This is a genomic window from Clostridium sp. JS66, assembly GCF_033561535.1.
In the GTDB taxonomy this organism is placed as follows: domain Bacteria; phylum Bacillota; class Clostridia; order Clostridiales; family Clostridiaceae; genus Clostridium_AM; species Clostridium_AM carboxidivorans.
The window spans coordinates 4,844,478-4,868,704 of the sequence record NZ_CP131467.1 but is presented as its reverse complement, the minus strand read 5'-3'; the positions used below and the strand labels follow the sequence as shown (position 1 = coordinate 4,868,704).

22 protein-coding genes are annotated in these 24,227 nt (G+C 30.3%); 21 read left to right on the top strand and 1 reads right to left on the bottom strand.

All coding sequences use genetic code 11. The features are described 5' to 3' along the window. Window positions 1-181: 181 nt before the first annotated feature. The 15 genes from Q6H37_RS22380 (at window position 182) to Q6H37_RS22310 (ending at window position 13,949) form a co-directional block, all read left to right on the top strand. A complete protein-coding gene (locus Q6H37_RS22380; RefSeq protein ID WP_318736729.1) occupies window positions 182-3,364 on the top strand; it encodes a transglycosylase SLT domain-containing protein in 3,183 nt (1,060 codons plus the stop codon). Window positions 3,365-3,439: 75 nt separating this feature from the next. Further along, window positions 3,440-4,819 (top strand): C40 family peptidase, encoded by a 1,380-nt coding sequence (locus Q6H37_RS22375; RefSeq protein WP_318736728.1) that lies wholly within the window; start codon window positions 3,440-3,442, stop codon window positions 4,817-4,819. 14 nt (window positions 4,820-4,833) lie between these two features. Then, the gene (locus Q6H37_RS22370; protein ID WP_318736726.1) at window positions 4,834-5,151 is read left to right on the top strand and encodes a DUF2577 family protein; all 318 of its coding nucleotides are present in this window, start codon (window positions 4,834-4,836) and stop codon (window positions 5,149-5,151) included. Between the two features lie 11 nt (window positions 5,152-5,162). Further along, window positions 5,163-5,585: a hypothetical protein gene (locus tag Q6H37_RS22365; RefSeq protein WP_318736724.1), complete on the top strand. Its 423-nt coding sequence runs from the start codon at window positions 5,163-5,165 to the stop codon at window positions 5,583-5,585. Window positions 5,586-5,596: 11 nt separating this feature from the next. After that, window positions 5,597-6,025, top strand: coding sequence for a DUF2634 domain-containing protein (locus Q6H37_RS22360; protein WP_318736723.1), 429 nt, complete (start codon window positions 5,597-5,599; stop codon window positions 6,023-6,025). After that, window positions 6,018-7,064 carry a baseplate J/gp47 family protein gene (locus tag Q6H37_RS22355; RefSeq protein WP_318736722.1) on the top strand — a complete coding sequence of 349 codons (1,047 nt, stop codon included), beginning with the start codon at window positions 6,018-6,020 and terminating at the stop codon, window positions 7,062-7,064. The genes Q6H37_RS22360 and Q6H37_RS22355 overlap by 8 nt, the downstream gene beginning before the upstream one ends. Window positions 7,065-7,069: 5 nt before the next feature. Further along, window positions 7,070-7,882, top strand: coding sequence for a hypothetical protein (locus Q6H37_RS22350; protein WP_318736721.1), 813 nt, complete (start codon window positions 7,070-7,072; stop codon window positions 7,880-7,882). A gap of 3 nt (window positions 7,883-7,885) precedes the next feature. Then, window positions 7,886-8,500, top strand: coding sequence for a YmfQ family protein (locus Q6H37_RS22345; protein WP_318736719.1), 615 nt, complete (start codon window positions 7,886-7,888; stop codon window positions 8,498-8,500). 16 nt (window positions 8,501-8,516) lie between these two features. Beyond that, window positions 8,517-10,022, top strand: coding sequence for a hypothetical protein (locus Q6H37_RS22340; RefSeq protein WP_318736717.1), 1,506 nt, complete (start codon window positions 8,517-8,519; stop codon window positions 10,020-10,022). Window positions 10,023-10,040: 18 nt separating this feature from the next. After that, window positions 10,041-10,679, top strand: a complete 639-nt coding sequence (locus tag Q6H37_RS22335) for a hypothetical protein (RefSeq protein ID WP_318736715.1) — start codon at window positions 10,041-10,043, stop codon at window positions 10,677-10,679. Further along, window positions 10,646-11,113 carry a putative ABC transporter permease gene (locus Q6H37_RS22330; RefSeq protein WP_318736714.1) on the top strand — a complete coding sequence of 156 codons (468 nt, stop codon included), beginning with the start codon at window positions 10,646-10,648 and terminating at the stop codon, window positions 11,111-11,113. Before Q6H37_RS22335 ends, Q6H37_RS22330 begins: the two co-directional genes overlap by 34 nt. Before the next feature lie 168 nt (window positions 11,114-11,281). Continuing rightward, the gene (locus Q6H37_RS22325) at window positions 11,282-11,995 is read left to right on the top strand and encodes a hypothetical protein (protein ID WP_318736713.1); all 714 of its coding nucleotides are present in this window, start codon (window positions 11,282-11,284) and stop codon (window positions 11,993-11,995) included. Window positions 11,996-12,205: 210 nt separating this feature from the next. Continuing rightward, the gene (locus Q6H37_RS22320) at window positions 12,206-12,454 is read left to right on the top strand and encodes a hemolysin XhlA family protein (protein WP_318736711.1); all 249 of its coding nucleotides are present in this window, start codon (window positions 12,206-12,208) and stop codon (window positions 12,452-12,454) included. Window positions 12,455-12,476: 22 nt separating this feature from the next. Next, window positions 12,477-13,310: a GH25 family lysozyme gene (locus Q6H37_RS22315; protein ID WP_318736709.1), complete on the top strand. Its 834-nt coding sequence runs from the start codon at window positions 12,477-12,479 to the stop codon at window positions 13,308-13,310. A 66-nt stretch (window positions 13,311-13,376) separates the two neighbouring features. Next, window positions 13,377-13,949: a bZIP transcription factor gene (locus tag Q6H37_RS22310; RefSeq protein WP_318736708.1), complete on the top strand. Its 573-nt coding sequence runs from the start codon at window positions 13,377-13,379 to the stop codon at window positions 13,947-13,949. 175 nt (window positions 13,950-14,124) lie between these two features. On the opposite strand, the gene Q6H37_RS22305 is transcribed toward Q6H37_RS22310, so the two are convergent. After that, window positions 14,125-14,454 (bottom strand): hypothetical protein, encoded by a 330-nt coding sequence (locus Q6H37_RS22305; protein WP_318736706.1) that lies wholly within the window; start codon window positions 14,452-14,454, stop codon window positions 14,125-14,127. A 389-nt stretch (window positions 14,455-14,843) separates the two neighbouring features. Here Q6H37_RS22305 and Q6H37_RS22300 point away from each other — a divergent pair, with 389 nt between their 5' ends. The 6 genes from Q6H37_RS22300 (at window position 14,844) to Q6H37_RS22275 (ending at window position 24,169) form a co-directional block, all read left to right on the top strand. After that, on the top strand, window positions 14,844-16,136 hold the full coding sequence (locus tag Q6H37_RS22300; RefSeq protein WP_318736705.1) for a hemolysin family protein: 1,293 nt from the start codon (window positions 14,844-14,846) through the stop codon (window positions 16,134-16,136). A 52-nt stretch (window positions 16,137-16,188) separates the two neighbouring features. After that, window positions 16,189-17,928 carry an ABC transporter ATP-binding protein gene (locus Q6H37_RS22295; RefSeq protein WP_318736704.1) on the top strand — a complete coding sequence of 580 codons (1,740 nt, stop codon included), beginning with the start codon at window positions 16,189-16,191 and terminating at the stop codon, window positions 17,926-17,928. A gap of 141 nt (window positions 17,929-18,069) precedes the next feature. Then, a complete protein-coding gene (locus tag Q6H37_RS22290; RefSeq protein ID WP_318736703.1) occupies window positions 18,070-18,543 on the top strand; it encodes an HAD family hydrolase in 474 nt (157 codons plus the stop codon). A 339-nt stretch (window positions 18,544-18,882) separates the two neighbouring features. After that, window positions 18,883-19,509, top strand: coding sequence for a TetR/AcrR family transcriptional regulator (locus Q6H37_RS22285; protein WP_318736702.1), 627 nt, complete (start codon window positions 18,883-18,885; stop codon window positions 19,507-19,509). 297 nt (window positions 19,510-19,806) lie between these two features. Further along, window positions 19,807-22,893: an efflux RND transporter permease subunit gene (locus tag Q6H37_RS22280; protein ID WP_318736701.1), complete on the top strand. Its 3,087-nt coding sequence runs from the start codon at window positions 19,807-19,809 to the stop codon at window positions 22,891-22,893. Continuing rightward, window positions 22,883-24,169 carry an efflux RND transporter periplasmic adaptor subunit gene (locus Q6H37_RS22275; RefSeq protein ID WP_318736700.1) on the top strand — a complete coding sequence of 429 codons (1,287 nt, stop codon included), beginning with the start codon at window positions 22,883-22,885 and terminating at the stop codon, window positions 24,167-24,169. Before Q6H37_RS22280 ends, Q6H37_RS22275 begins: the two co-directional genes overlap by 11 nt. Window positions 24,170-24,227 lie beyond the last annotated feature (58 nt).

Below are 24,227 nucleotides of genomic sequence, written 5' to 3'. Positions count from 1 at the left end.
AGTCAGGGGGATAAAATCTTTTTAAGAGCTTTCTATGAGAAAGAAATTGAAGATAAAAATAATGAAAGAAGAGAAATAAGAAGTAATAAAATTCCAGTGTTTTTAACAGAGTCCATTTAGTTTAAAAAGAATTATATTTTTGTTTTTTATATGATTTTTTTCTTGGATGGGAGGTGAGAAGATGTCAGAAATAAGTGCTAAAATGACGTTAGATACTAGTATGTATATAAGTGCAATTAAACAAAGCATTGAATATACTGATAATTTCAGAAAAACAGTAGAAGAAGCAAAACAAAGTATAAACTTAATTAGCATGACAAAAGTGCAAGTTAAAATTGAAATTAATATAAATAAAACTTTAGAAAATATAGCAGAAACGAAAAAACAATTAGATGGAATTAAAAAGAATGTGAAAAGTCAAATATTAATAGAGGCACCTCTTAATACTATATCAGAAACAAAGAAACAACTTAATGAAATTAAAAAAAATGTTCAAATTATGATAGCAGCCAAAGATTCAGCAAGTAACAGTATAAAAAACATCGGAAAAGAAGTTAAGTCTTTAGTAAGTAGACCTTTTCAAGTTGTATTTAAAGCTAAGGATGAAGTAAGTAAAGTGATAAAAAGTATCACGGATAAAGTGAATAGTTTAAAAGATTTAGCAGATAAAATTGGGAAAAATACTATAGGTGCAGCAGCTGAATCAGAGCAACAAGAAGTAGTAATGAAACACGTTATAGGAAATAATAATCAAATGTCAAGTTCTCAAGATATACAGAAAATGACCAATGATTATATATCACAGCTTAAATCACAAATAAATGAAGCCCCTTTTTTACCATCTGATTTTATGTCAGCAGGTCAAAAAGCTGTAAATATAACTAATGGTAATACTAAAGAAGGTATGGATTTAGTAAAATTAAGTGAGAACATGGCAGTTTTAAATCCTGGTAAAAGTTTAATGGATGCTATGAATGCTTTATCAGATTTAAAAAAAGGTGAAACGAAAAGCATGGAGGGTTTTGGAGTTAAGATATCCGCAAATGATATAAGTAAGGCAGGAGGAATTGATAATTATTTTAAGACCCAAATAAATGATAAAGGCAGTTTAGGAAAAGTATTTGCTGGTGGTGCAAGTAGCCAAAGTAAAACAGCATTAGGTCAATGGGATACTGTTAAAAATAATTTAAAAAGTATGGGAGAAAATATAGGAGAAGCATTTTTGCCATCTATAAGCAAGGTTTTAATACCTATAAATAATTCTTTAGATAAAATAGGTAAGTCAAAAGCATTTGCTAATTTAAAGAAGGATCTAATGGATTTTGTAGGGAAAGGTGCGGATAAAGTTGTTAAATTCTTTGATGATTTAGGAAAAAATCCAGAGCAGCTTAATAAATATAAAAATTCATTTAAACAATTAGTTAAAGATATTCAAGCAGGTTGGAAAGAAGCGAAACAATTTGTAAAAGCTATGGGAGACATAATAAAAGGATTAATGCCAATAGTTAGCTTTGCAGCATCTCATGCTAATTTATTTATAGGAATTTTGGGGGGAACTAAAGTTATTCAAATGGGTATTTCTTTATATAACACCATTTCTAAAATAAGAACTGAATTTCCAATATTGGGAGCAGCTATTATCAAATTTTCAGGTGGTGCTGTAAAAGCTTTAAGTGCTGTTGGAAAAATATTTGTAGATAATCCGTGGGTTGTGGCTATAGGATTAATAGTTTTGGCAGTCGTTGGACTATATGAAGCATGGACAAAAAACTGGGGTGGATGTAGGGACTATGTGGAAAAAATTATAAAAGATGTAGAAGACGATTGGGCTGCTTGGAGAAAAGAATGGGAAAAGTTAAGAGAATTCTTCAAAGACCCAATCACAGCAACTGTTAAATCAGTTCAAGAAGGAACAGCAGTCACATTACCTAAAGGTACAAAACAAGATAACCAGGCTATTCCTCACGGATTAGCAGTAGATAGTGGTGATGTTAAATATAAAGCATTAGGTACAAATTATTTTGAAGGTGGAAGGACTTGGGTTGGTGAACATGGTCCCGAACTTTTGAAACTTCCAGGTGGATCAAAAATAATTAGTAATAGAGAATCTATGAATATGATAAAGCCTAAAAATAATCAATTACCTAATATGGCTTTTTCATCTACAATAGCAAGTCAAACTAAATCAATGGTTCCAGAAACTAATAAATGGGGACAAGATATTCCTGATAATTTAGCAAAAGGAATAAAAAATAATACTAAATCTGTTACTGATGCAGTTACTTTCATGGCTACAAAAATAAGAGAATTGATACATTTTAGTGTTCCTGACAAAGGACCACTTTCTGATTTTGATACTTATTCAGTTGATATGCTAAAGAATTTTGGCACAGGTATAAAGAATAATACCAAATTAGTAACAGAGCCAACCACTAATATGAGTACTAATGTTAAAACTGTATATTCTCAATTGTCTACAGAAAGTAATAGTTATGGAAAACAAGTTATCCAAGAACTTGGAGAAGGGGTTCAAGTCTCCTCAAATAATTTAATTAGCATTGTAAAAACACTTACAGATAAGGTTATACAGCAGTTTAAAACAGGATTTGGAATTCATTCACCTTCAAAGATTATGTTTGAGATGGGTGGATTTTTAATGCAAGGACTTGTAAATGGTATGTCTTCAAAAGATGTAAGTGGATTTATTGAAAATTGGATAGGAAGTATTACAACATCAGCTGGTGGAGCAATAAATGGAAACTTAAAAATGTGGATTGCAACTGCAATGGCATTGACTGGAGTTTCATCAGACTGGTATGGACCATTAGCACAAATTATCGAGCATGAATCTAGTGGAAACCCAAATGATATAAATTTATGGGATTATAATGCGCAGCATGGAGATCCGAGTCGTGGACTTATGCAACTCACGGGTGAAAACATGAGAGACTTTCATCTTTCTGGAATGGACAATATTTATGACCCAATATCTAATATTGCAGCAGGAATACAATATATAAAGTCCAGATATGGAACTGTATATAATGTTCCAGGCGTTCGGGCCCTAGCTGAGGGACGATCATATGTAGGTTATGCTAATGGAGGTATAGCAAACAGAGCAGCTATTTTTGGTGAAGGACAATATGCAGAAGCAGCAATTCCATTGAAGAAAAATAGTTCTCGTTCTCAGCAACTTTTAGATATAGCAGATAGTTATATAAATGGTGATAAAAAAGAATCTGACAAGAAAGATATAAAACTAATAATTAATTTTAATGGTGTGACAATAGGTGAAGAAGAATTTTTTGATAAGGCAGGCGAACATATAGTTAAAAAAGTAAAGCTTGCATTAAATAATATGTAGAATGTTTTAGTAAAAACATCTTAGAAATAAGGTGTTTTTATTTTATGCAATTTTAATAAAAGGAGCGTTTTGACAATGTGGACTTTTAGCACTAACTACATAATAGGTAAGGGCCAACTTTCACAACCAGAAGATATAATCGACAGGTGTGGTAGTTTTAGTTGGACAGATGATTCTGACACCTTAGCAGTAAGCCTAACCTTCGATAGTACGTTAGACCTTGCAGAAGGAAGAAGCCACCTAACTTTAAAAAAAGATAGTAAGGTAGTGTTCCAAGGCGTTATTGTAAATAAAACAAATAAAGATAAAACAAGTTCTTATACTGCCATGGATTACGCTTTTTACTTAAATAAAAATGAAGATATAATTCAATTTAATGGTTTGAACGCTAAAGATGCTATTTATGCATTGTTAAACCGACAAGGCATAGGTGGGGCTTGCACAACATTAAGTACAAAGATATCGAAATTTTATAAAGGAAAAGCAGTAAGCGATATTATAAAGGATATTTTGGAACAATGTAAATTAGAGCTTGGTGAAGATGTATGTATGGAAATGCGAGGTAATGTCCTTTGGATAGATAGAATAAGTAATCTAAAACTTGACTGTAAATATGCATTAGGTACTGATTTTTCTGTAACTAGAAGCATGGAAGATATGGTCAACTATGTTAATGTTGCAATCAATGAAGAAAGTGATACAGGCTCATATGCTCACGCAAACGACGACAACAGTGTAAGGATATTTGGTAGACTTAGCAAAGTAATAACTATAGAAAAAGGTAATGCCGCACAAGCACAAAACGTTGCTAATAAGTATTTAGATGCTTACAATGGAACAAAAAAGGAATTAACTTGTACATTAGTAGATATAAAAAATTGTGAAGACATTAGATCAAAGAGAAGTATTTACATTAGTATTGCAAGATACGGGGTGCAAGGGTATTACAAGGTAAAATCAGCACAACATTCTCTTAATAATGGCATACATAAAGTAACTGTTACTATAGATTTTAGTGGAGTTACTTTTGCAGATCCCGAGGAGTTAACAGCAGCTAGTAGTAGTTCTGCTAATAATAGTAGTAGTAATTCTAGTAGCGTAAGTAGTAAGGCTGATCAAATAATTGCCTTTGCTAAACAGTTTCTTGGCGTTCCATATGTTAATGGCGGTGGTAATCCTCCAAGCAGTTTTGATTGTAGTAGTTATGTAGCCTATGTATTTAATCATTTTGGATATCACCTTACAGCTTATACTTATGACATGGTAAATGAAGGCACAAGAATAAGCATCCAAGAAGCAACTGCAGGAGATATTTTATTCTTTCATAACACGGGGCATGTTGGCATTTACATAGGTAATGACCAATTTATACATTGCCCACACACGGGAGATGTAGTTAAAATAAGTCAGTTCTCTACTTATGGTGACTGTAATGCAGCAATAAGGGTACTATAGGAGGTATAAATAAAATGAGTTATGATACAGATTTAGCTAAAGAAATGAAGGGTAGAGATAACGAAAGTTATATAGGTGTTATTGTTGGCATTGTAGCCAAAGAAAATCCTCTAACTATAAGCATATATAATGGTGCAGGATTATTTACAGGTGATAATTTGTATGTATGTAAAAGTGTAACAGAGTATAAAATCCCATTTAGTTTGAACGGATACGAAGGTGCTACAGTAACAGGAACTATTACACATGAAGGATTAAAGCAAGGCGATAGAGTGGCTGTAATAGCCACAGAAGACAATCAAAAACTTTTTGTTATAGATAAATTAAGTTAGGAGGTACCTGTATGGAATTTTGGTTAAAAGTAGAAAGAAATGATAATAACCCACTTAATAAGAATCAAATCTTCCAGTTGCCAGTTAATCCTCCCAGCTTTGAACTAGAGAGAGGCGCAAATAATGAAGTTTTTGAAACTGAAGAAGGGGAAATAAATCTCATAGGAAATAAGAAGTTAGCTACAATAACATTTAGTAGCTTTTTTCCTGCTCAAAAGGGAACTTATTGTGTATGTACTCCACGAGATGATCCATACGAATATGTTTGGATAATTGAAAACTGGATGCATTGGAAATCCCCGGTAAGGTTAATTATTACAGATACAAACATTAATATGCTTTGCAGCATAGAGAGCTTCCCATATAAAGAAGTAGCAATGAGTAGGGATATTGAATTTACTTTAAACTTAAGAGAATACAAAAAGTTTTCATAGGGGGTGAATAAATGAGTATTTTCCCAGACTATGTTTTAAATTTAAATACGACAACAGAGGATGTTACAACAACTACTACTATTCCCAAAGAATATGCTTGGGACTTTGAAAATAATGATTTTTTATTAAAAGACGGGAAGTTTCAAATAGTAACAGGCAAAAAGGCTTTAAAAGTGTGGATATGGAAAGCACTTCATACTATGAAGATGACTTATAGTATTTATTCAGATAATTATGGTCATGATTTAGACAGTATTGTAGGACAAGGACTTAGTAATGGAGTAATACAAAGCGAAGCTAAAAGATTAGTATGGGAGTGCTTAAGTATAAATCCTCATATTATAGATATAGAGAATTTTTTAGCTAGTGTAGATGATGATTTATTAGTTATAAACTTTATGGCTATTACAGACCAAGGGGAGGTGCCAATAAGTGTTTAGTGAAGATAATTTGGCTAGTGACATAAGGAATAGAATGTTAAATAATGTACCTTCTGATATAGATAAGTCAGAAGGATATTTTGTTTATGATGCACTTTCACCAGCTTCAAAAGAATTAGAATTAACATATGCTAAAGATGATGAAATATTGAAAAGAACATCTCCATATACAGCAACTGGAGCTGACCTTGAGAAAATAACTAATCCAGTTGGAGTTTACAGAAAAGAAGGCGGTTATGCTCATACCGACTTAACTGTAAATGGAAATGCGTCCATAAACGGAGGAGACATAGTTCAAACTCCATCAGGTTTAAAATTTGCATGTATAAAGCAAACCGTAATAAATGGTAGTGGGACAATACCTATTCAAGCTTTAGAGATTGGATCAGATAGTAATGTACCAGCAAATGCTATTACACAAATGCCTGTAACAATTCAAGGGGTAGTATCTGTAACAAATTTACAAGCTGTAACAAATGGATATGATGTTGAAAATGATGAAAGTTTAAGGCAAAGATACTTTGAAAGAATGCAGACACCAGCAACTAGTGGTAATAAATATCATTACAGAAATTGGGCCAAAGAAGTTGTTGGGTGTGGAGATGCTAAGGTGAATCCATTATGGGCCGGAAATGGTACCGTAAAAATAATAATAGTAAATGAAAATAAAAGGGCAGCAGACACAACACTTATAAATGCAGTTGCAGAACACATAGAAGATAATAGACCTATAGGAGCTACAGTTACAGTAGTAAGTGCTACAGAAAAAGCTATAAATATTGGTGTTACTTTAGTAATAGACACTAAGAAATATACTTTAAGCGATATGCAAATAGTATTAGAAAATACCCTTAAACAATATTTTAATAAAATAGCTTTTGTAAATAACTATATTAGTTATGCAAGTATAGGTAACCTTATTTTTAACACTCCAGGAATAATAGATTACAGCAACTTATTGATTAATAGTGAAGCTAAGAATATACCTTTAGCGGATGAAGAAATACCAGTGTTCGGCACTTTAAATTTAGGGGTGTGATATAGATGGCGTACCCAGATAGCATTGATAAATTCACAGAAAAACTTAATAAATTAGATGGAAATACGTATGTAATTGAGGAAGAGATAACACTTACCAACGGAATGTATGAAGGTGACTTACAGCATGACAATATAAGTTTACCTTCTTTTTCTGTTTGGACAGGTTCAAAGTTAACAGGAGAAAAAGTAGAAAATTATATACTTAGTACTCCAAGTTCTACTCCATGGAAAAAACATGTAAAAATATTTAATAGTGTTTCACCAGTTTATGTGACTTACGAAACACAGGGGGATACTGTTGAAGCTGAGGACATTAATAAGGTTCAAGAGAGTATAGTAAATACACAAAAAGAAGTAGACAGATATAAATCCTCAAATGATGCCAGAATAACTCAAGATGAAAATAGACTTACAACAGCAGAAAATAACAAGGCAGAGAAAACCTATGTTGATACTGAATTAAATAAAAGGTGTTTAAAAACTGAAACCTATACTAAAGAAGAAACAGATCAGAGAATACAAATGGTTGTTAATGCAGCACCTGCAGCACTGGATACCTTAAAAGAAATTGCAGATGCTTTGAATAACGATCCAAATTTTGCAGCAACAATAACAACTCAATTAGCAGGGAAAGTAGACAAAGTAACTGGAAAGCAATTAAGCACAGAAGATTATACAACTGAAGATAAGGCTAAAGTTACCAACATGCCAAGCAAATTTGTAATAACAGTTAATAACAAAGCTCCAGATGCCAGTGGTAATGTGTCGGTTATCTTTACTGGATCCTTTACTTGGAACCAGCTTAAGGGGGTGTGATGTATGTATGGAGAAAATTTATATGGGAATACATTATATGCTAGCAATAACCTAACTTCTGAACAAATAGATCCATATGTTCCAGATTTGATGAAATACTTACCTCCTTGGTACCGCAACTCTAAAATAATGGTAAATATACAAAATGCTATTGCTATAGAAATTGGAAAAAATAGATATTGGAAAGATAGTTTGTACAAGCAATTCTATATAGACACTGCTACCTGGGGACTAGGTGAGATATGGGAGAAGCCTTTAGCTATAGAAACAGGTCTAAATAAAAGCTATGAAGAAAGAAGAGAAATTGTAAAAGCAAAATTAAGGGGTTCTGGAACTGTAACAAAGAAAATGATTAAGAATACAGCAGAAGCTTTTTCTAATGGTGAATGCGATGTTATAGAGCATAACGACCAGTATTACTTTACTGTTAAATTTATTGGAGTAAAGGGTATTCCTCATAATATGAACTCATTTAAAAAAATGTTAGAAGATATTAAACCTGCACATTTAGGTTATGATTTTTCTTATAACTGTACTGTGTGGGATTTTATAGACTTTAAAAATACATGGGACCAAGAAAAAGCTAAAAATACATGGGATAGTATAAGAGCTTATTAAGGGAAGGTGAGATGTAATGCAAACAACAACTAACTATGGACTTAAAATGCCCGAGGGCAGTGATGCAGTAAATATAGATGATATAAATTATAATACTGCTCTTTTAGATAAAAAAGTAAAAGAAGTAGAAACTGTAGCTTCTAATAGTGCCGCAGTAACACAATTACAAAAAGATTTTAATTCACATGAGGCAGATTATGTGAAACATCCAGGCTATGTAGTAGCAACAGGAAGTGCTAATACTTATGCTGTAACTTTAAATCCAGCACCAACAGCTTATGCTGATGGGATGGGTATTGTAGTAAAGATAAATGTAGCAAGCACAAGTGCAAGTACTATAAATGTGAATGGATTGGGTGCAAAAGCCATAAAAGATAGTTTAGGAAATGCAGTTGCAGCAGGTGGATTAAAAGCAAATACACCTTATACTTTAAGGTATGAAAGTACATCAGATTCTTTTATTGTACAGGGTAAAGGAGGTGGTGATAGTAGCACCGAGCCCCCTATAAAGTATATATATTCAATTAATTCATCATCTTCATTAGTAGAAGTTGCTGATTCAATACCTGGCAAAATTGTTGCGATAAATTTATATAATGGGCCATCTACTCTTGGTGGTTGTACATTAATTATAAATAATCAAGGTAATATTATAGCTCAATATACTCATCCTACTGGAGTATCTGCAAATAATGGAAAAGCAATAGTTATATTTACAAGTGATAATGGGTGGATTTTAGGATATACTCAGTCTATGAATACATCAATATCACGATATAATAGTTCAGGAAGTTTAATGTGGACAGTACCCTTATCTAGTGACACATATTTTACAATCACAAATGTTCAGATACCAAAAGACCACAGTGATGTAATTGGAGTATCATATTTTCATCAGCCAAATTATACTAATATTCAAATACTAAATTTAAATATTGCAGATGGTAGTTCGCTTTCAACAACATATTTTGATAAAACTATTGATAATTCAAATGCTACAATTGATGGTTATTCATATAAAATTGAGATAAACCAATGGAGTACAATGCAAAGCGGTAATGTAACTCCAGTATATAAAGCTATAATAAATAAATTAGATAATAATCAGAATGTAGTTAATTCAGTAGCATTAACAGGAGACCTTATAAGGATACCACCTATATATCCAGATGGGATTAAACTATATAATGATTATTTAATTGCATCTATAAAAATGTCTGATACAACAAAATCTGTATATATTATAGACAAAAATCTCAATATTATCGGAAAATTTGAAAACTGTTCTAATATATATATTGCAAATTATGATGGAAAAGATTCAGTTATATCATATATTGATCTTGGTACATCTTGTTATTTATCACTATATAATATAGATTGTTCTTTTGTTAAAAGTATCCAAACATTTGAATTTAAAATAGTATATTGTTTAAATAATATTATATTAGGATACAATAAAGCTTTAATAAATAATAATGTAGAAACACTATATATTAAAGAATTAATTAATTTGTTTTAGATAAAGGGGTGAATAATTATGTATTTTTATAAAATTAGCAATTTGCTTAAAGGAACAACATGTGATTACAAAGGGTTAAATTTAGACCTAATTATACCTGGCACTCAATTATATCCAGATCTTAATCAAAATAATATATGTATACTTGCATCTTCTGAAAATATTCCTTCAAAAGATGATTTAATACAACTATCGGAAGATGGATATAATAGTATAAAGAAACAAATTCAAGCTTCTTTAATATCACCTGTAACATTAGAAAATATTAGAGCAACGAAGATTCAAGAAATACAAAAAAAATGTATTGAATTATCTACAGGAACTTTTAAATCAAAAGCATATGATGGAGAAACTGAAGAAGAGTATTCTTGCTCAGAAAAAGATCAAATGAGGATAAATGGAGAATTTTCTATAGCATTAGCTGTCAAGGCAGGATTTAGTACAAGACCAGTATCATGGTATAAAAATAAAGATGCTGTAGAATGTATAGAATGGAACGCAGATAACATGATAAAACTTGGTGAAGATTTGCATAAATTTGAAACAGATTTAACAGATAGAGTTGAAGCTTTAGCAGCATATGTAATGTCACTTACTACAGTTGAGGAGGTACAAAAAGTAGCATGGGATACAGTAATTCCAACAACAACTACTTAAAAAAGGACTTGCTCTTAATATTTATAATGGGTGCTTTATACATGGTATTGGAGGGTGTGTGGCGTGGATGGACACATATAAGTATGCTGGTAGTTGGTGGACTAGCTGCTTTCCTTATTGGACGATTAAATCAGCATCCTAAATTCTATGATAGAAAGATGTGGCAGGAATGTGTTATAGGTACTTTAATAATTCTTATATTAGAATTTACAAGTGGTATGATACTTAATGTATGGCTAGGATTAGGAATTTGGGATTATTTAAATGAGCCCTTTAATCTTTATGGACAAATATGTTTACCTTATGTTGTGCTGTGGTTTTTCCTAGTTCCATTTTGTGTATTTGTAGATGATTATTTAAGGTATAAACTCTTTGGAGAGAAGAAACCAGAAGGATTATTAAAGAATTATAAGGACATGGCTACAGGAAATTAACTCCACCATACAAAAATTACCAAAATATTTTACAAAATGAATAAGCTACAATATGATTATGCATATTAATTACACAATTTACATAACTTGACAAATAGGAAAAATAGTAATAGTATGTAATTGTATTAAACACCAATATTTTACAAAGGCATGAAAGAGGGTATTGTCATGAATAAAAAAATTAAATTTTTAACACCTATTCTATGTGGTACATTGTTAGCTTCTGGCTTAGCTTTAACAAATGCACAAGCAAGCAGTATAAAGAATGATACTACAAAAGTACAAAGTTATTATAGTTATCCAGAAACATATCAAGATTATAACTATTATACTACTTTATCAGAGGATGTAGTGCAAAAATTGGAAAACTATTGTGCTGAGTCACCATCTCATCGCACTGAATTAGCTGTAAATAATTTCCTGCAAGATAATAATCTTACAAGTAGTTCAGTTGCAAATACCATTTCTTATGAACTAGCATATTGGATTAATTCAACAGCAAGAGCCCAAGATTATGGTAATGGTTTAACAGTTTTAAAAGTACCTGATTCTCTTGTAAGAGTTACTATAATTCCTAATGATCAATATAATTATGATTATAATTTTTATACAAAAATATCAGTTGCTGATGCTGATAAAATAAGCGGTTATATAGATAATCCTAATTTAACTGTTAGCCAGCTAGCAAGTTATTTAGTAAATAACAATATAATGGGTTGGTCTTATGCAAATAAAGTAGCTCCTTTGTTACTCTATGCAGGCCATGGAGTATTTAAATCTCAAGGTCGTATCAACTATTTGAATGCAAGAGGTGGTGGGATACTAGTACTTCAATCAAAAACAAACCCTGACGTACTAGTATTAGCACCTTGGCAAATATAAGTTTAATAAATAGAAGGGTGAAAAAAAGAAAATAAAAAGGCACTCAAAGGAGTGTCTTTTTATTGTTAGTTTTAAGTCAGAATAGAAAAATTATACGAACTAATTTAAATTCAAAGAACATGAGTTTTTGAGAAATTTGATTTGATATTAGAAGGACTATTAACGTAAGTCTTTTTATTTTATTTAAAATTATTATAACAGAGGTGGCATATGACTTATGATGAAAAATTATGCAATGAAAAACATCAAAACATAAAGCTTACATTAAAGGATCACGAGGATAGACTAAATGGACATTCTAAAAGGCTTGATGTTCTTGAACAAAATGATAGAGAAAATCATACTGAAATTAAAAATTTAATAAAAAAGATGGACACATTTATAAATGTGATAATGTGGGGACTTGGCATATTTGTCACAGTCTCTATTTTTGTTATTGGAGTTTTATTAAAAAAATGAATATATAAGGGGAGGATCAATAATGCTGAAGGGTATAGACATATATGAGGGTGATAATGTTCAGGATTGGAATGCTGTTAAAAATGAAGGAATAGAAATTGTAATTCAAAAGGCGAGCCAAGGGACAACACATGTAGATAAGCTTATTAATTATAGATATCCACTTATAAAATCAGCTTGTTTAAAAATTGGATTTTATCATTTTGCTTCATATAATTCTCAAGATCCAAAAGGAGAAGCACAACATTTTCTCAATTCCATAAATGGACTGGAAAGCGATACAATTATGTGGCTGGATTTAGAAGCTGAAGAACATTGGGATAAACAAATAGCTATAAATTATGCAAATACATTTATAAATTATATAAAAAATCAAGGGCATAAAATTGGCATATACACAGGTGATAGCTTTTTTCATTCCTATCTTGAAGGTAATATTCCAGATATTCCTTTGTGGTTAGCGAGTTATGGCAGAGAACCAAGTTTATATACAAATGGTGCAGCTTCATGGCAATATTCAGAATTGGGAAGTTTAGATGGAATTATAGGAAATGTGGACCTTGATTATTTTCTAGATAATATACTTGTAAAAGATGGAGGTATAAAAAAAGTGGATTATTTAGTAGTAGTAAATAGAGGGGCAGATGAAAATAGTGCTAACGTACTGGCTGATTATCTTAATTGTCCTGTTATAACCAATGATAGAAAATTTGATTATGCTTGTGTGAAAAATATAATAGGTGTTGGAGGTAAGAAAGAACAGTATACAAGTTACCTTACCAAATTGATATCAGGTTCAGACAGATTTCAAACTAATCAAGCAGTATTGGACTTTATAAAAAATTGTGATAAATAGTAAAATTGAGAGCTTAAAGGCTTTTTTTATTTACAAAAAAATTTGAAATTGAAGGAGGAATTATTTATGTTGAATGTGCAAGAGATGAGTATTTTAGTAATGTTAGGTGTGGTTATGGGAGTTCTAGGAATTATGTTGATTGTAGTTCCAGCATTAAAAAAGAATGGCATAAATGGAGAGGCAAATTTAAAGAAGATTCAAGAGGTAGTAGGTGCTTCAGATGCAGCTATAAAGGCAGTTGATGGTATTTTACCAGGTAACAAAGCTGTAGGTATATTAAAAGTTATAGAGAAATGGGCAATAATTGCAGTAGGACATGCTCAACAACTTTATTATACAAAAAGTATAGACAAGGATGAAAGAAAAAAAGTAGCTCAAGATGTAATATATAAAATGTTAAGAGAACTTAATGTAGAGCTAACAGAGTCAAGACAATATTTAATCAATGCTGCTATAGAAAATGCAGTGAATGATTTAGGACATACAGATTCTACAGAAGCTGAAAAACAAGCTCAAAAACAGGAATTACAAACAAAAGTTATTCAATTAACTACAGAAAATACTAATTTGAAAAATACAATAAATGATATAACTAATGCAGTTAGTATAGTTAAAAGTGCTGAACCAATAACACAATAATATTTAATAAGTTGAACTTAAGCAGCAGAGTAGATTAAGTTTATATAATATGGATTTTCTAATAATGCAATCCCTAGGCTAAAAGCCTAGGGCATTTTGGCTTTTAGGAATAAAAAATTTATAAGAATAAAGCTTTTATATCGGAGAAATATGACTAATATTACAAAGTTAATTTTTATAAATATTTTTTTCCTTTTACATACCTTCTTAGTGATTCACCTTCTTGAGCAAGTGGAAAAGTATTCACTAATATTCCTTCTTTGTTTTTAGTCTTGAGATTTTCAATGTCAAAAAAAGAAAATGAGTCTTTAACCAATTCATTCTGTACAGAATCTAAGGAACAATATATTACTTTTCTACATTCCTTGTCCAGCTTAACAGTGTACCTATTATAACCAATCCAATCGTGAAAATAAGGTATAAAATATTTAAAATCAAAGCCATCTAAGAATTTTTTACAATCCTCTCTGTTATTAAAATAATTTAAACTATTAATTTTTAACATCTCCTTTCTATGTAAATTTACAATTTTCTAACTTATTGATTACATTATACTTTGAAGTTGTCTTATTGCCAATGTATATTTTATATTATAAAAATATATTTAGAAATATAATAGATAACATTAAGTATTGTTAGTAATTAAACTTGATTTGAATACCTAATAAATTGTTTAAAAAGTTAAAATTTATGAAAGACTTATATTAGGAATGTAATGAACTCGGATAAAATGGAGTTTAGTATTAAAAGTAAATTTAACTTTAATGCTGAAGCCTTTATTTGATATTATGGAATAAGTGCAAAACAGAGACTTATACAAGTATATTTATATATTAAGTTTGTGATATAATACTCTTACTTACGAATTGAAACTGAGAAAGGGGAAATTAGAGAATGATAATGTTACTTAATGTTTTTATTATATTTTTGCTTGTTTTTATGAATGGATTTTTTGTAGCAGCAGAATTTTCTATGGTTAAGGTCAGAAAATCAAGAATAGAAACTTTATTAGCACAAGGAAATACAGGTGCTAAATATGCTAAAAATGTTGTTAATAATTTAAATTCTTATTTGTCAGCATGTCAATTGGGGATAACCTTAGCATCACTAGGATTAGGCTGGATAGGAGAACCTTCAATATCTAAAATGATTATGCCTCTTTTTAAGCTGTTTAATTTATCAGATGTTGCCATACATTCAATATCCTTTGTATTGGGTTTTACTATAATTACAGCATTTCATATTGTACTTGGGGAACTTGCACCTAAATCTTTAGCAATTATAAATACTGAAAAAATAGCATTATTTACTGCAGCACCTTTAATACTTTTTTTTAAAATAACTTATCCTATAATATGGCTATTTAATCATAGTACTAATGCAATATTAAGTATATTTAATGTTTCTCTTACTGAAGAACATGAAGTGGCACATACTGATGAAGAAATTAAATTGTTAGCAGAAGAAAGCTATAAACATGGACTAATAGATAAAACAGAACTTACCTTTGTGGATAATATTTTTGATTTTTCTGAAAAAACCGTAAAGGATATAATGATTCCAAGAACTGATATGATTTGCATTTTTAAAGAAGATTCTTTTGATGAAATTTTAGAAATGACTATGAAGGAACAGCTAACTAGATATCCTGTTTGTGAAAATAGTAAGGACGAAGTTATAGGATTTATACATATAAAAGATTTGTATAAACAAAAAATCGAAGGAAATGAGCAAAGCATAGAAAAAATCACACGAAGTATATTATCTGTACCTGAATCTACATCTATTAGCGTACTATTCAAAAAATTCAAGAAAGAAAAGGAACATATGGCCATAATAATTGATGAATATGGTGGTACTTCAGGCTTAGTAACTATTGAGGATATTTTAGAAGAAATTGTTGGAGAAATTCAGGATGAATTTGATGAAGGATTAGAGGAAATTCAATTACTTAATGATGGAAGCTATATTGTAGATGGTAAAGTTATTTTAGAAGATATTGAAGATATTTTGAATATTCCTATGATAACAGAAAATATTGATACTATTGGAGGGTGGTTGTATTCAAAAGTTGAATTGCCACCACAAGCTGGAAGTAAAATTACCTATGAAAATTATGATTTTATAATAAGCAAATGTAATGGAAAAAGAATAACTAAAATTTTAATTAAAAATGTTTCACAGTAATAAATGTAAAATAATAATTTAAAATTATTAATTGTTACAAAAGGAGGTAAATATGAATATACTAAAAAAATTTATTGATTATTATAAGCCTTATAAAGGCATGTTTTTCATGGACATGTTTTGTGCGCTTGTTTTATCAGCTATAGATTTAGCATTTCCACTTATAGTAAGATATCTTTTAAATGATGTTTATACTTTAGTAGACAAAGCAAAATTACTTCATTATGTAATGCTTATAGGCTTAGGATTGCTTTTAACTTATGTAATAAGATATTTTTGTCAATATTATATAACTTCCTGGGGACATATAATGGGAGCTAAAATGGAAGCAAATATGAGAAGTGATATATTTAATCATTTGCAGAAGCTTTCCTTTTCATATTATGATAATACAAATACAGGAAAACTAATGTCCAGAATTATTACAGATTTATTTGATATATCAGAATTAGCACATCATGGACCAGAGGATATATTTATATCCATGTTAAAAATACTTGGATCTTTTATAGTGCTTTTAAGTATTAATGCTAAAATAACTATGATATTATTTTTTATAACTTTAGTAATGATTTATTTTTCATACTTTTATAACAAAAGAATGAAATATATATTCAAAAAGAATAGGGAAAAAATTGCAAGTGTAAATGCTCAAATTCAGGACAGCCTTTCAGGTATAAGAGTAGTAAAGTCTTTTTCAAATGAAGGTGTTGAAAAATCAAAATTTCAAAGAGGAAATATGGAATTTTTACAAACCAAAGAGGCAAGCTATTTTATAATGGGAAAGTTTTTTAGTGGAAATGGATTCTTTCAAGGAATATTATACTTAACTGTAATATTATTAGGAGGAATATTTATAAGTAATGGTGGGCTAAATGTTTCTGATTTAGTTGTTTATATACTATATATAAATGTATTTTTAAATCCTATAGATAAACTTGTAAATTTTACTGAACAATTTCAAAGAGGAATTACAGGATTTGAGAGATTTTTAGAAGTTATGAACACTGAACCAGATATACAGGATGAGCCTAAGGCTATTGAAGTTAAAAATCCAAAGGGACAAATAGAGTTTAAAAATGTATCTTTTGGATATAATGAGGACAACAATATTTTAAACAATATAAACGTAAATATAAAAGCAGGTAAAAATATAGCATTGGTAGGTCCTTCTGGCGGAGGAAAAACTACATTTTGCAGCCTTATACCTAGGTTTTATGAAGCTACTCAAGGTAGCATAAATATAGATGGAATAAACATAAAAAATATAAAGCTAAAATCATTAAGAAAAATTATAGGCATAGTTCAGCAGGATGTATATATGTTTGCAGGATCTATAAATGAAAATATAGCTTATGGAAAACCAGATGCTTCTTTTGAAGAAATAGTTGAAGCAGCTAAAAGGGCTAATGCTCATGATTTTATAATGAATTTAGAGGATGGGTATGATACCTATGTTGGAGAAAGAGGAGTAAAACTGTCAGGAGGACAAAAACAGAGAATATCCATAGCAAGAGCTTTTTTAAAGAATCCACCTATACTTATATTAGATGAGGCAACTTCCGCACTTGATAATGAGAGCGAATATTTTATACAAAGATCTTTAGATGAACTTTCTAAAAATAGAACTACCATAGTTATAGCACATAGATTAAGTACTATAAAAAATGCAGATGAAATATTAGTTCTTACAGAGGATGGAATAGAAGAGTCAGGAACTCATGAACAGTTACTTAATAAAGATGGAATGTATGCTTCATTGTATAATATGCAATTTGAACAAATTTCTTAGCAAAATAATGTAATTATAGTATGTAACTGTATAAATATATTAAGGTAGCAAGTTAAATTTTTATTTAACTTGCTATTTTAATATATATTTGTATTATCAATCATATTTTATTATTATTAAAATAAAAGGGAGATGGTATATATGATAATGGTTAATATACCGGGATATAAAATCATTGAAATAGAAAATGTTGTGTTTGATTTTAATGGTACTATTGCCGAAGATGGTATTTTGCTTAATGAAGTAAAAGAAAAGATAAAAGAATTAAAAAATAAAGAAATTAATATTTTTATTGTTACATCAGATACCTATGGTACTGTAATTGAACAATGTAACAATTTGCCTGTGAAAGTACAGATCTTTAATAAGGAGAACGCATCGCAAGATAAAAAGAAAATAGTTGAGAAACTTGGCCCTGATATAACTGCTACAATTGGTAATGGAAGAAATGATGTAGAAATGTTTAAAAATAGTATTATGTCTGTTGCGGTTATAGGAAGAGAAGGGTGTTTTGCTAAAGCAGCATTTGAAGCTGATATTATAGTAAATAATCCAATAGATGCTATAGATTTATTAATAAAACATAGTAGAATTAAAGCTACGCTTAGAACATAATATTGAGTTGATTCTATAAATTAGGGGAAATTAGTAAAGTCAGTTAGAATAGTTTTTAAGATTATTCTAACTGACTTTTTAATATTATTGTGTTAAATAAAAATCTAATATATCAATGTTAATAAACTATAAACATTAATTGAACATTAAATTAACATATATGATGCTTACAATTTTAGTATTCTTTTAAGTGCTTTGTTTTGTGGATTACATTGGATTAAGCGCATTTTTTTACCTTGTATTTAAGTGTAAAAAATAAAGTAAAAATATGTTGACGGTAGTAATATTTAGGATTACAATAACTTTATTGAACGCTCGATGAATAAAATGGAGGAGAATATGAATAGTAGAAAAAAAATGACCAGTAGAGAATTGCAAGCGATTGAAAGAAAACAACAATTGCTTAAAACATCTAAAAAATTGTTTGCACAAAATGGTTATTATAGTACATCTGTTCGATCTATTACTAAAAGTATAGGTATGGCTGATGGACTAATTTATCACTATTTTCCTAATGGTAAAATGCAAATCCTGAAAAGTCTGTTCAAGGAAGGTAATGAAACTTTAGACAAGCATTTATATGAAACACTAAAAGGGATAAAAGATGAAATGACATTGAGAGAAGTAATGATTTATTTAGGTAATAATTTCAAGGAAAACTATAGAAAAGATGATGAGTTTGCATCTATCATTTTTCGTGAAAAAGATTTATTAGAGAATGATGATGTTGATTTTCTTTCACAAATTTTTAAAAAACAGATTAACATATTAGCAGACTTTTTCAAAAAAAGAGCTGAAAAAGGGGAAATGAAAAAATTAGATTTTGAAATGGTAGCATATCAATTTATAAGCACTATAATAACTTTAGTTATGCTGGAGTATATGGAAATTTATGATATATGTAAACAAAATGATGTTGATGAAATAGAAAAGGTAGTAGATTTTATGTTGAATTTGTGGGTGTGATCATGAGCTCAATTAGGTATTAATAAATTAAATATATGACAAAAGTCATAGTGATTTTTATAACTAAAGTAACTATAATTAAGACAGCTTGTAGACTAATATATTCATGTAAATATGACTAAATTATGCAAAGTAGTAAAAGTTAGAAATATAAAATGATTAATTCAGGGCTATCTATGCATTATGAATGTTAATAATGGATTTATGGGGGTGATTATGTAAAAAATTTTTAACTCAGTAGTATTTGAATTTATACATACTAAAGATTATAGTAAAGATTGTTAATGGAGGTAAAGCATGAGTGTAACTGAAATATCAGTAAAAAGACCAACTGCAGTGTGGATGGCTGTAGTATTAATACTTGCACTAGGTGTATTTGGTTATAAAAGCATGGGATCAAGCTTATTACCAGATATGAATATGCCTATTTTATCAATAATGACAACATATAATGGTGCAAGTGCTGAAGATATAAAGAAAGATATTGTTAAGCCTATAGAAGATTCAGTATCAGGAATAAGCGGTGTTGACACTATTAGTTCCACTTCCCAAGAAGGAAGCGGTTCTGTTATGATAAAATTTAAGTCAAGTGCTAATATGAATACTGCATATCTAGATGTGCAGAAAGCTATGGATAATGCATCTAGAAGTCTTCCTAAAGATGCTGATAAACCGACTATATTTAAAATGGATACTAATGCTATTCCAATTCTAGTAGTTTCATTAAATGGAAATGCTAATTCTGATGAATTGTATAATGAAGGGGATACATTAAAGCAAAAATTAGAAAAAATACCTGGCGTAGGACAGGTTAGTATAATGGGTGCACAAAAGAAAGAGCTGGTTATAAGAATTGATAAAACTGCTATGGAGTATTATGGAGTGAGTACGAATACCATATCCAGTAAAATTCAAGCAGCTAATACAACTGTACCAGCAGGACAAATTAAGCAGGATAATATGAATCAATCAGTTAGAGTTATTGGACAATTTAATAATATAGATTCTGTAAAAAATATGTTAATCCCTACAACAGCTGGCGGAACTGTACGTCTTGGTGATATTGCTAAAGTAAGCCTAGAAGCTCCTGAAGATACATCAATAATGAGATATAAGGGAAAGAAAACTTTGGCGGTTGTAATTAGCAAGCAAAGTGATGCTAATGTGGTAGAAGTAGCAGATACTGTAAAAAAAGAATTGCAATCAATGAAAAAAGATATTCCAAGTGGAATTAATATGGATATTGCAATGGATACTACTACTTTTATTACTTCTTCATTGGTTCAAATAAAGCACAATCTTATTGAAGGAATTATAACTACTGCAATAGTACTTTATTTATTCTTCCGTAGTTTACGTTCTTCTTTAGTTGTTTTAGTTGCAATACCTACATCACTTATAGCTACTTTCTTTATGATGTATGAATTGCATTTTTCAATGAATATGCTGTCTATGATGGGATTATCTCTTGTTGTAGGTACTCTGGTGGATGACTCTATAGTTGTAATAGAAAATATACAGAGGCATTTTGACATGGGAAAACCTCCTATAGAAGCAGCTATTGGTGGTCGTAAAGAAGTAGGACTAGCAGCTATAGCAATAAGTTTTTGTGATATGGTTGTATTTGCACCTATTTCACTTATGTCTGGACAAATAGGTCAGATGTTTAAGGAGTTTGGTTTAACTATAGTTGTAGCTACAATATTTTCACTTATAGTATCATTTACAGTAACTCCAATGCTGTCAGCACGTTTACTTAAAAAGAGAGAAGAAAGTGCTAAAGAAAAAAGTGGATTATTTAGTAAATCAATAGATATTTATAGAGGGTTAATTATAAAATCATTACATCATAGAGGAAAAGTTATAATTGCTTTTATTATAGGTTTGATATTTAGTGTGGCTCTTATTCCAATGGGATTAGTAAAATTGGAAAATATGCCAAAGTATGATCAAAGTGAATTTACTATTGATATAAAACTGTCAGCTGGAGCTACTTTAAAGCAAACAGATGAAAAAGTAGCACAGGTAGAAAATTATTTAAATGGACTAAAAGAGGTAAAAAGTTACTATTCATCAATTGGAGCAAGTGGACGAAACTCCCAAGCTGCTTCAGGACAAATTACTGTTAATTTGGTTCCAAAGAGTAATCGTAAGAAAAGTCAAAGTGAACTTGTAAGTCAAGTTCGTGATTTTGGAAGTAAAAATTTGACTGGAGTAGACTTTAATGTATCAGAATCAGAAGGTGGTTCAAGTGGTGCTAGCAAGCCAATTGCTATTGAGATAAAAGGTAGTAATTCAGATACCATAAAGGAATTGTCAAAAGAGGTTGAAGATATAATAAAGAAGGTTCCAGGTGTTACAGATATTGGAAGCTCGGCTGAGCAAACAGATAATGAAATTAAGGTAAATATAGATAATCTTGCTGCTTCTCAATATGGTCTTTCTACTTCAGATATAGGAAGTACTATTAGAGTAGCATTAGCAGGCAGCAGTGCAGGAACATATAGAGCAAATGATAATGAAAATGACATAACTCTTAAGTTCATGGATGGACAAATAAAAAGTGTTGAAGATATAAAGAATATGAAAATAGCAAATCAATCAGGTCAGCAAATAGCAGTAAGTCAGGTTGCTACTGTTGAAAAAGCAGATACTAAACAATCAATATCAAGGGAAGATAAACAGGACATAGTTACTGTTAGTGCTAACATTGCTCAAGGAAAATCCTTGGGAGAAGTATCAAAGGCTATTGACAGTAAATTAAAAGCAACTACAATACCTTCAGGTTATACTGTAAGCTTTGGTGGAGATAGAAAAAGTATGGATGATTCATTTTCATCTCTTGGAAAAGCTTTAGCAGCTTCGGTAGCTCTTGTTTATATGATACTGGTAGTACTTTATCAATCATACCTGACTCCAGCTATAAGAATGCTATCCTTGCCTTCAGCTATGATGGGCGCGCTTATTGCACTTGCGTTAACAGGACAAAGTATAAATACAATGTCATTTATTGGTATAATTATGCTTGAAGGATTATCATCTAAAAATGGTACATTGCTTATAGATTATACTAATACTCTTATGGATAGAGGAATGAGCTTAAGGGAGGCTCTTGTAGAATCAGCAATTACCAGATTGAGACCTATAGTAATGACTACATCTACAATAATAGTTTCAATGCTTCCAGTTGCATTATCTCTTGGAGAAGGTGCTGAATTGAAAAAGAGTATGGGCATAGTAATAATAGGTGGTATGCTTATGTCAACGGTACTTACCCTTTTTGTAATACCAGTAGTTTACACATTAATGGAAGATTTTAAGAACTTTATTTTCAGAAAAAGAAAATCTAAGAATGTAGGGGGTAGAGGACAGTATGAAGTTTAAAGGTATTAAATTTAACGCTGCTAAGTTAAAAAGCTTATTAAACAAAAGAAATATAATAATACTTGTAGTTTTGATAGTTGTTGTAGCAGTAGGTTCCCGTTTCCTAGGTAAAGGTAATAAAAAAGTAGAAATAAAGCAGAATGTTAAGAACGTAAAAACAGAAAAAATAAAAGTTAGTTCAATATCTTCTGATGTACAATATGCATCAGCTCTAAAACCTATAAAGCAAGTTGATGTTTTGCCAAAGAGCAGTGGTAAAGTTGCTAGTGTAAATGTTAATGTTGGAGATAAAGTTACAGCTGGACAAACATTATTTACATTGGATACTTCAGATCTTAGAGCTACACTTCAGCAGCAGCAGGCATTGGTGGAGTCTGCAAATGCTAAGTTACAACAAACAGGTGGTTCAAATTATCAAAAGCAATTAGCAAGCTATGAACAAGATCTTAAAGGTAAACAAATAAAGTATAATGCAGCACAGAGAGATTATGAAAATTATCAGAAATTGTACAATGCAGGTGCTGCATCAAAAAATGATTTCGATCAGAAAGCGGATGTATACTATACTGCTAATGCGGACCTAGAAACGGCAAAGCAAAATTTGAATTTATATGAGAGTGGAATAGGGCCTCAGGATACGAGAGCTGCAGTAGCTTCTGTTACGCAAGCTCAAGCTGGAGTGGATTCTGCACAAATACAAATAAACAATGCCACAGTTACAGCGCCAATTTCAGGAGTTGTATCGGTAAAAAATGTTGAAGTAGGCCAAATTTCTGGCGGACAATCAGGTTCAGTTACTATTATAGATTCAAGCAGTTTAAATGCAGAAATAAATGTTCCAGACAAAATAATTGGAAAAATTCAAGTAGGACAATCAGTCCCTGTAATAATAACTGCATTAGATGATAAAGAAATAAAAGGTACAATAGATAATATAAGTCCTAATACTAATTCAAAGGATAATTCTTATACTGTGAAAGTTAAAATTGATAATGCAAGTGGTGAATTAAAAGCTGGTATGTTTACTAAAGTATCATTACAAGCTGAAAATAAGAGCAATGTACTGGTTGTTCCAAATGAAGCAATAAAGGTAGAAAATGGTGTAAATTATATTTATGAAGTTAAAAATGGAAAGATAAAAAAGGCAGCTGTCACTACTGGAATTTCAAATGATAAATCAATTGAAGTATTAGGTAATGTAAAAGCAGATGATGATATAATCACAGAAGGTCAAAGCTTATTAAGTGATGGAGAAAAAGTTAATATAGTTAAGTAAGAGTTTATTTTGTTAAAGTTAGATCCTCTAATAATAATGGTATTATTAGAGGATCTTT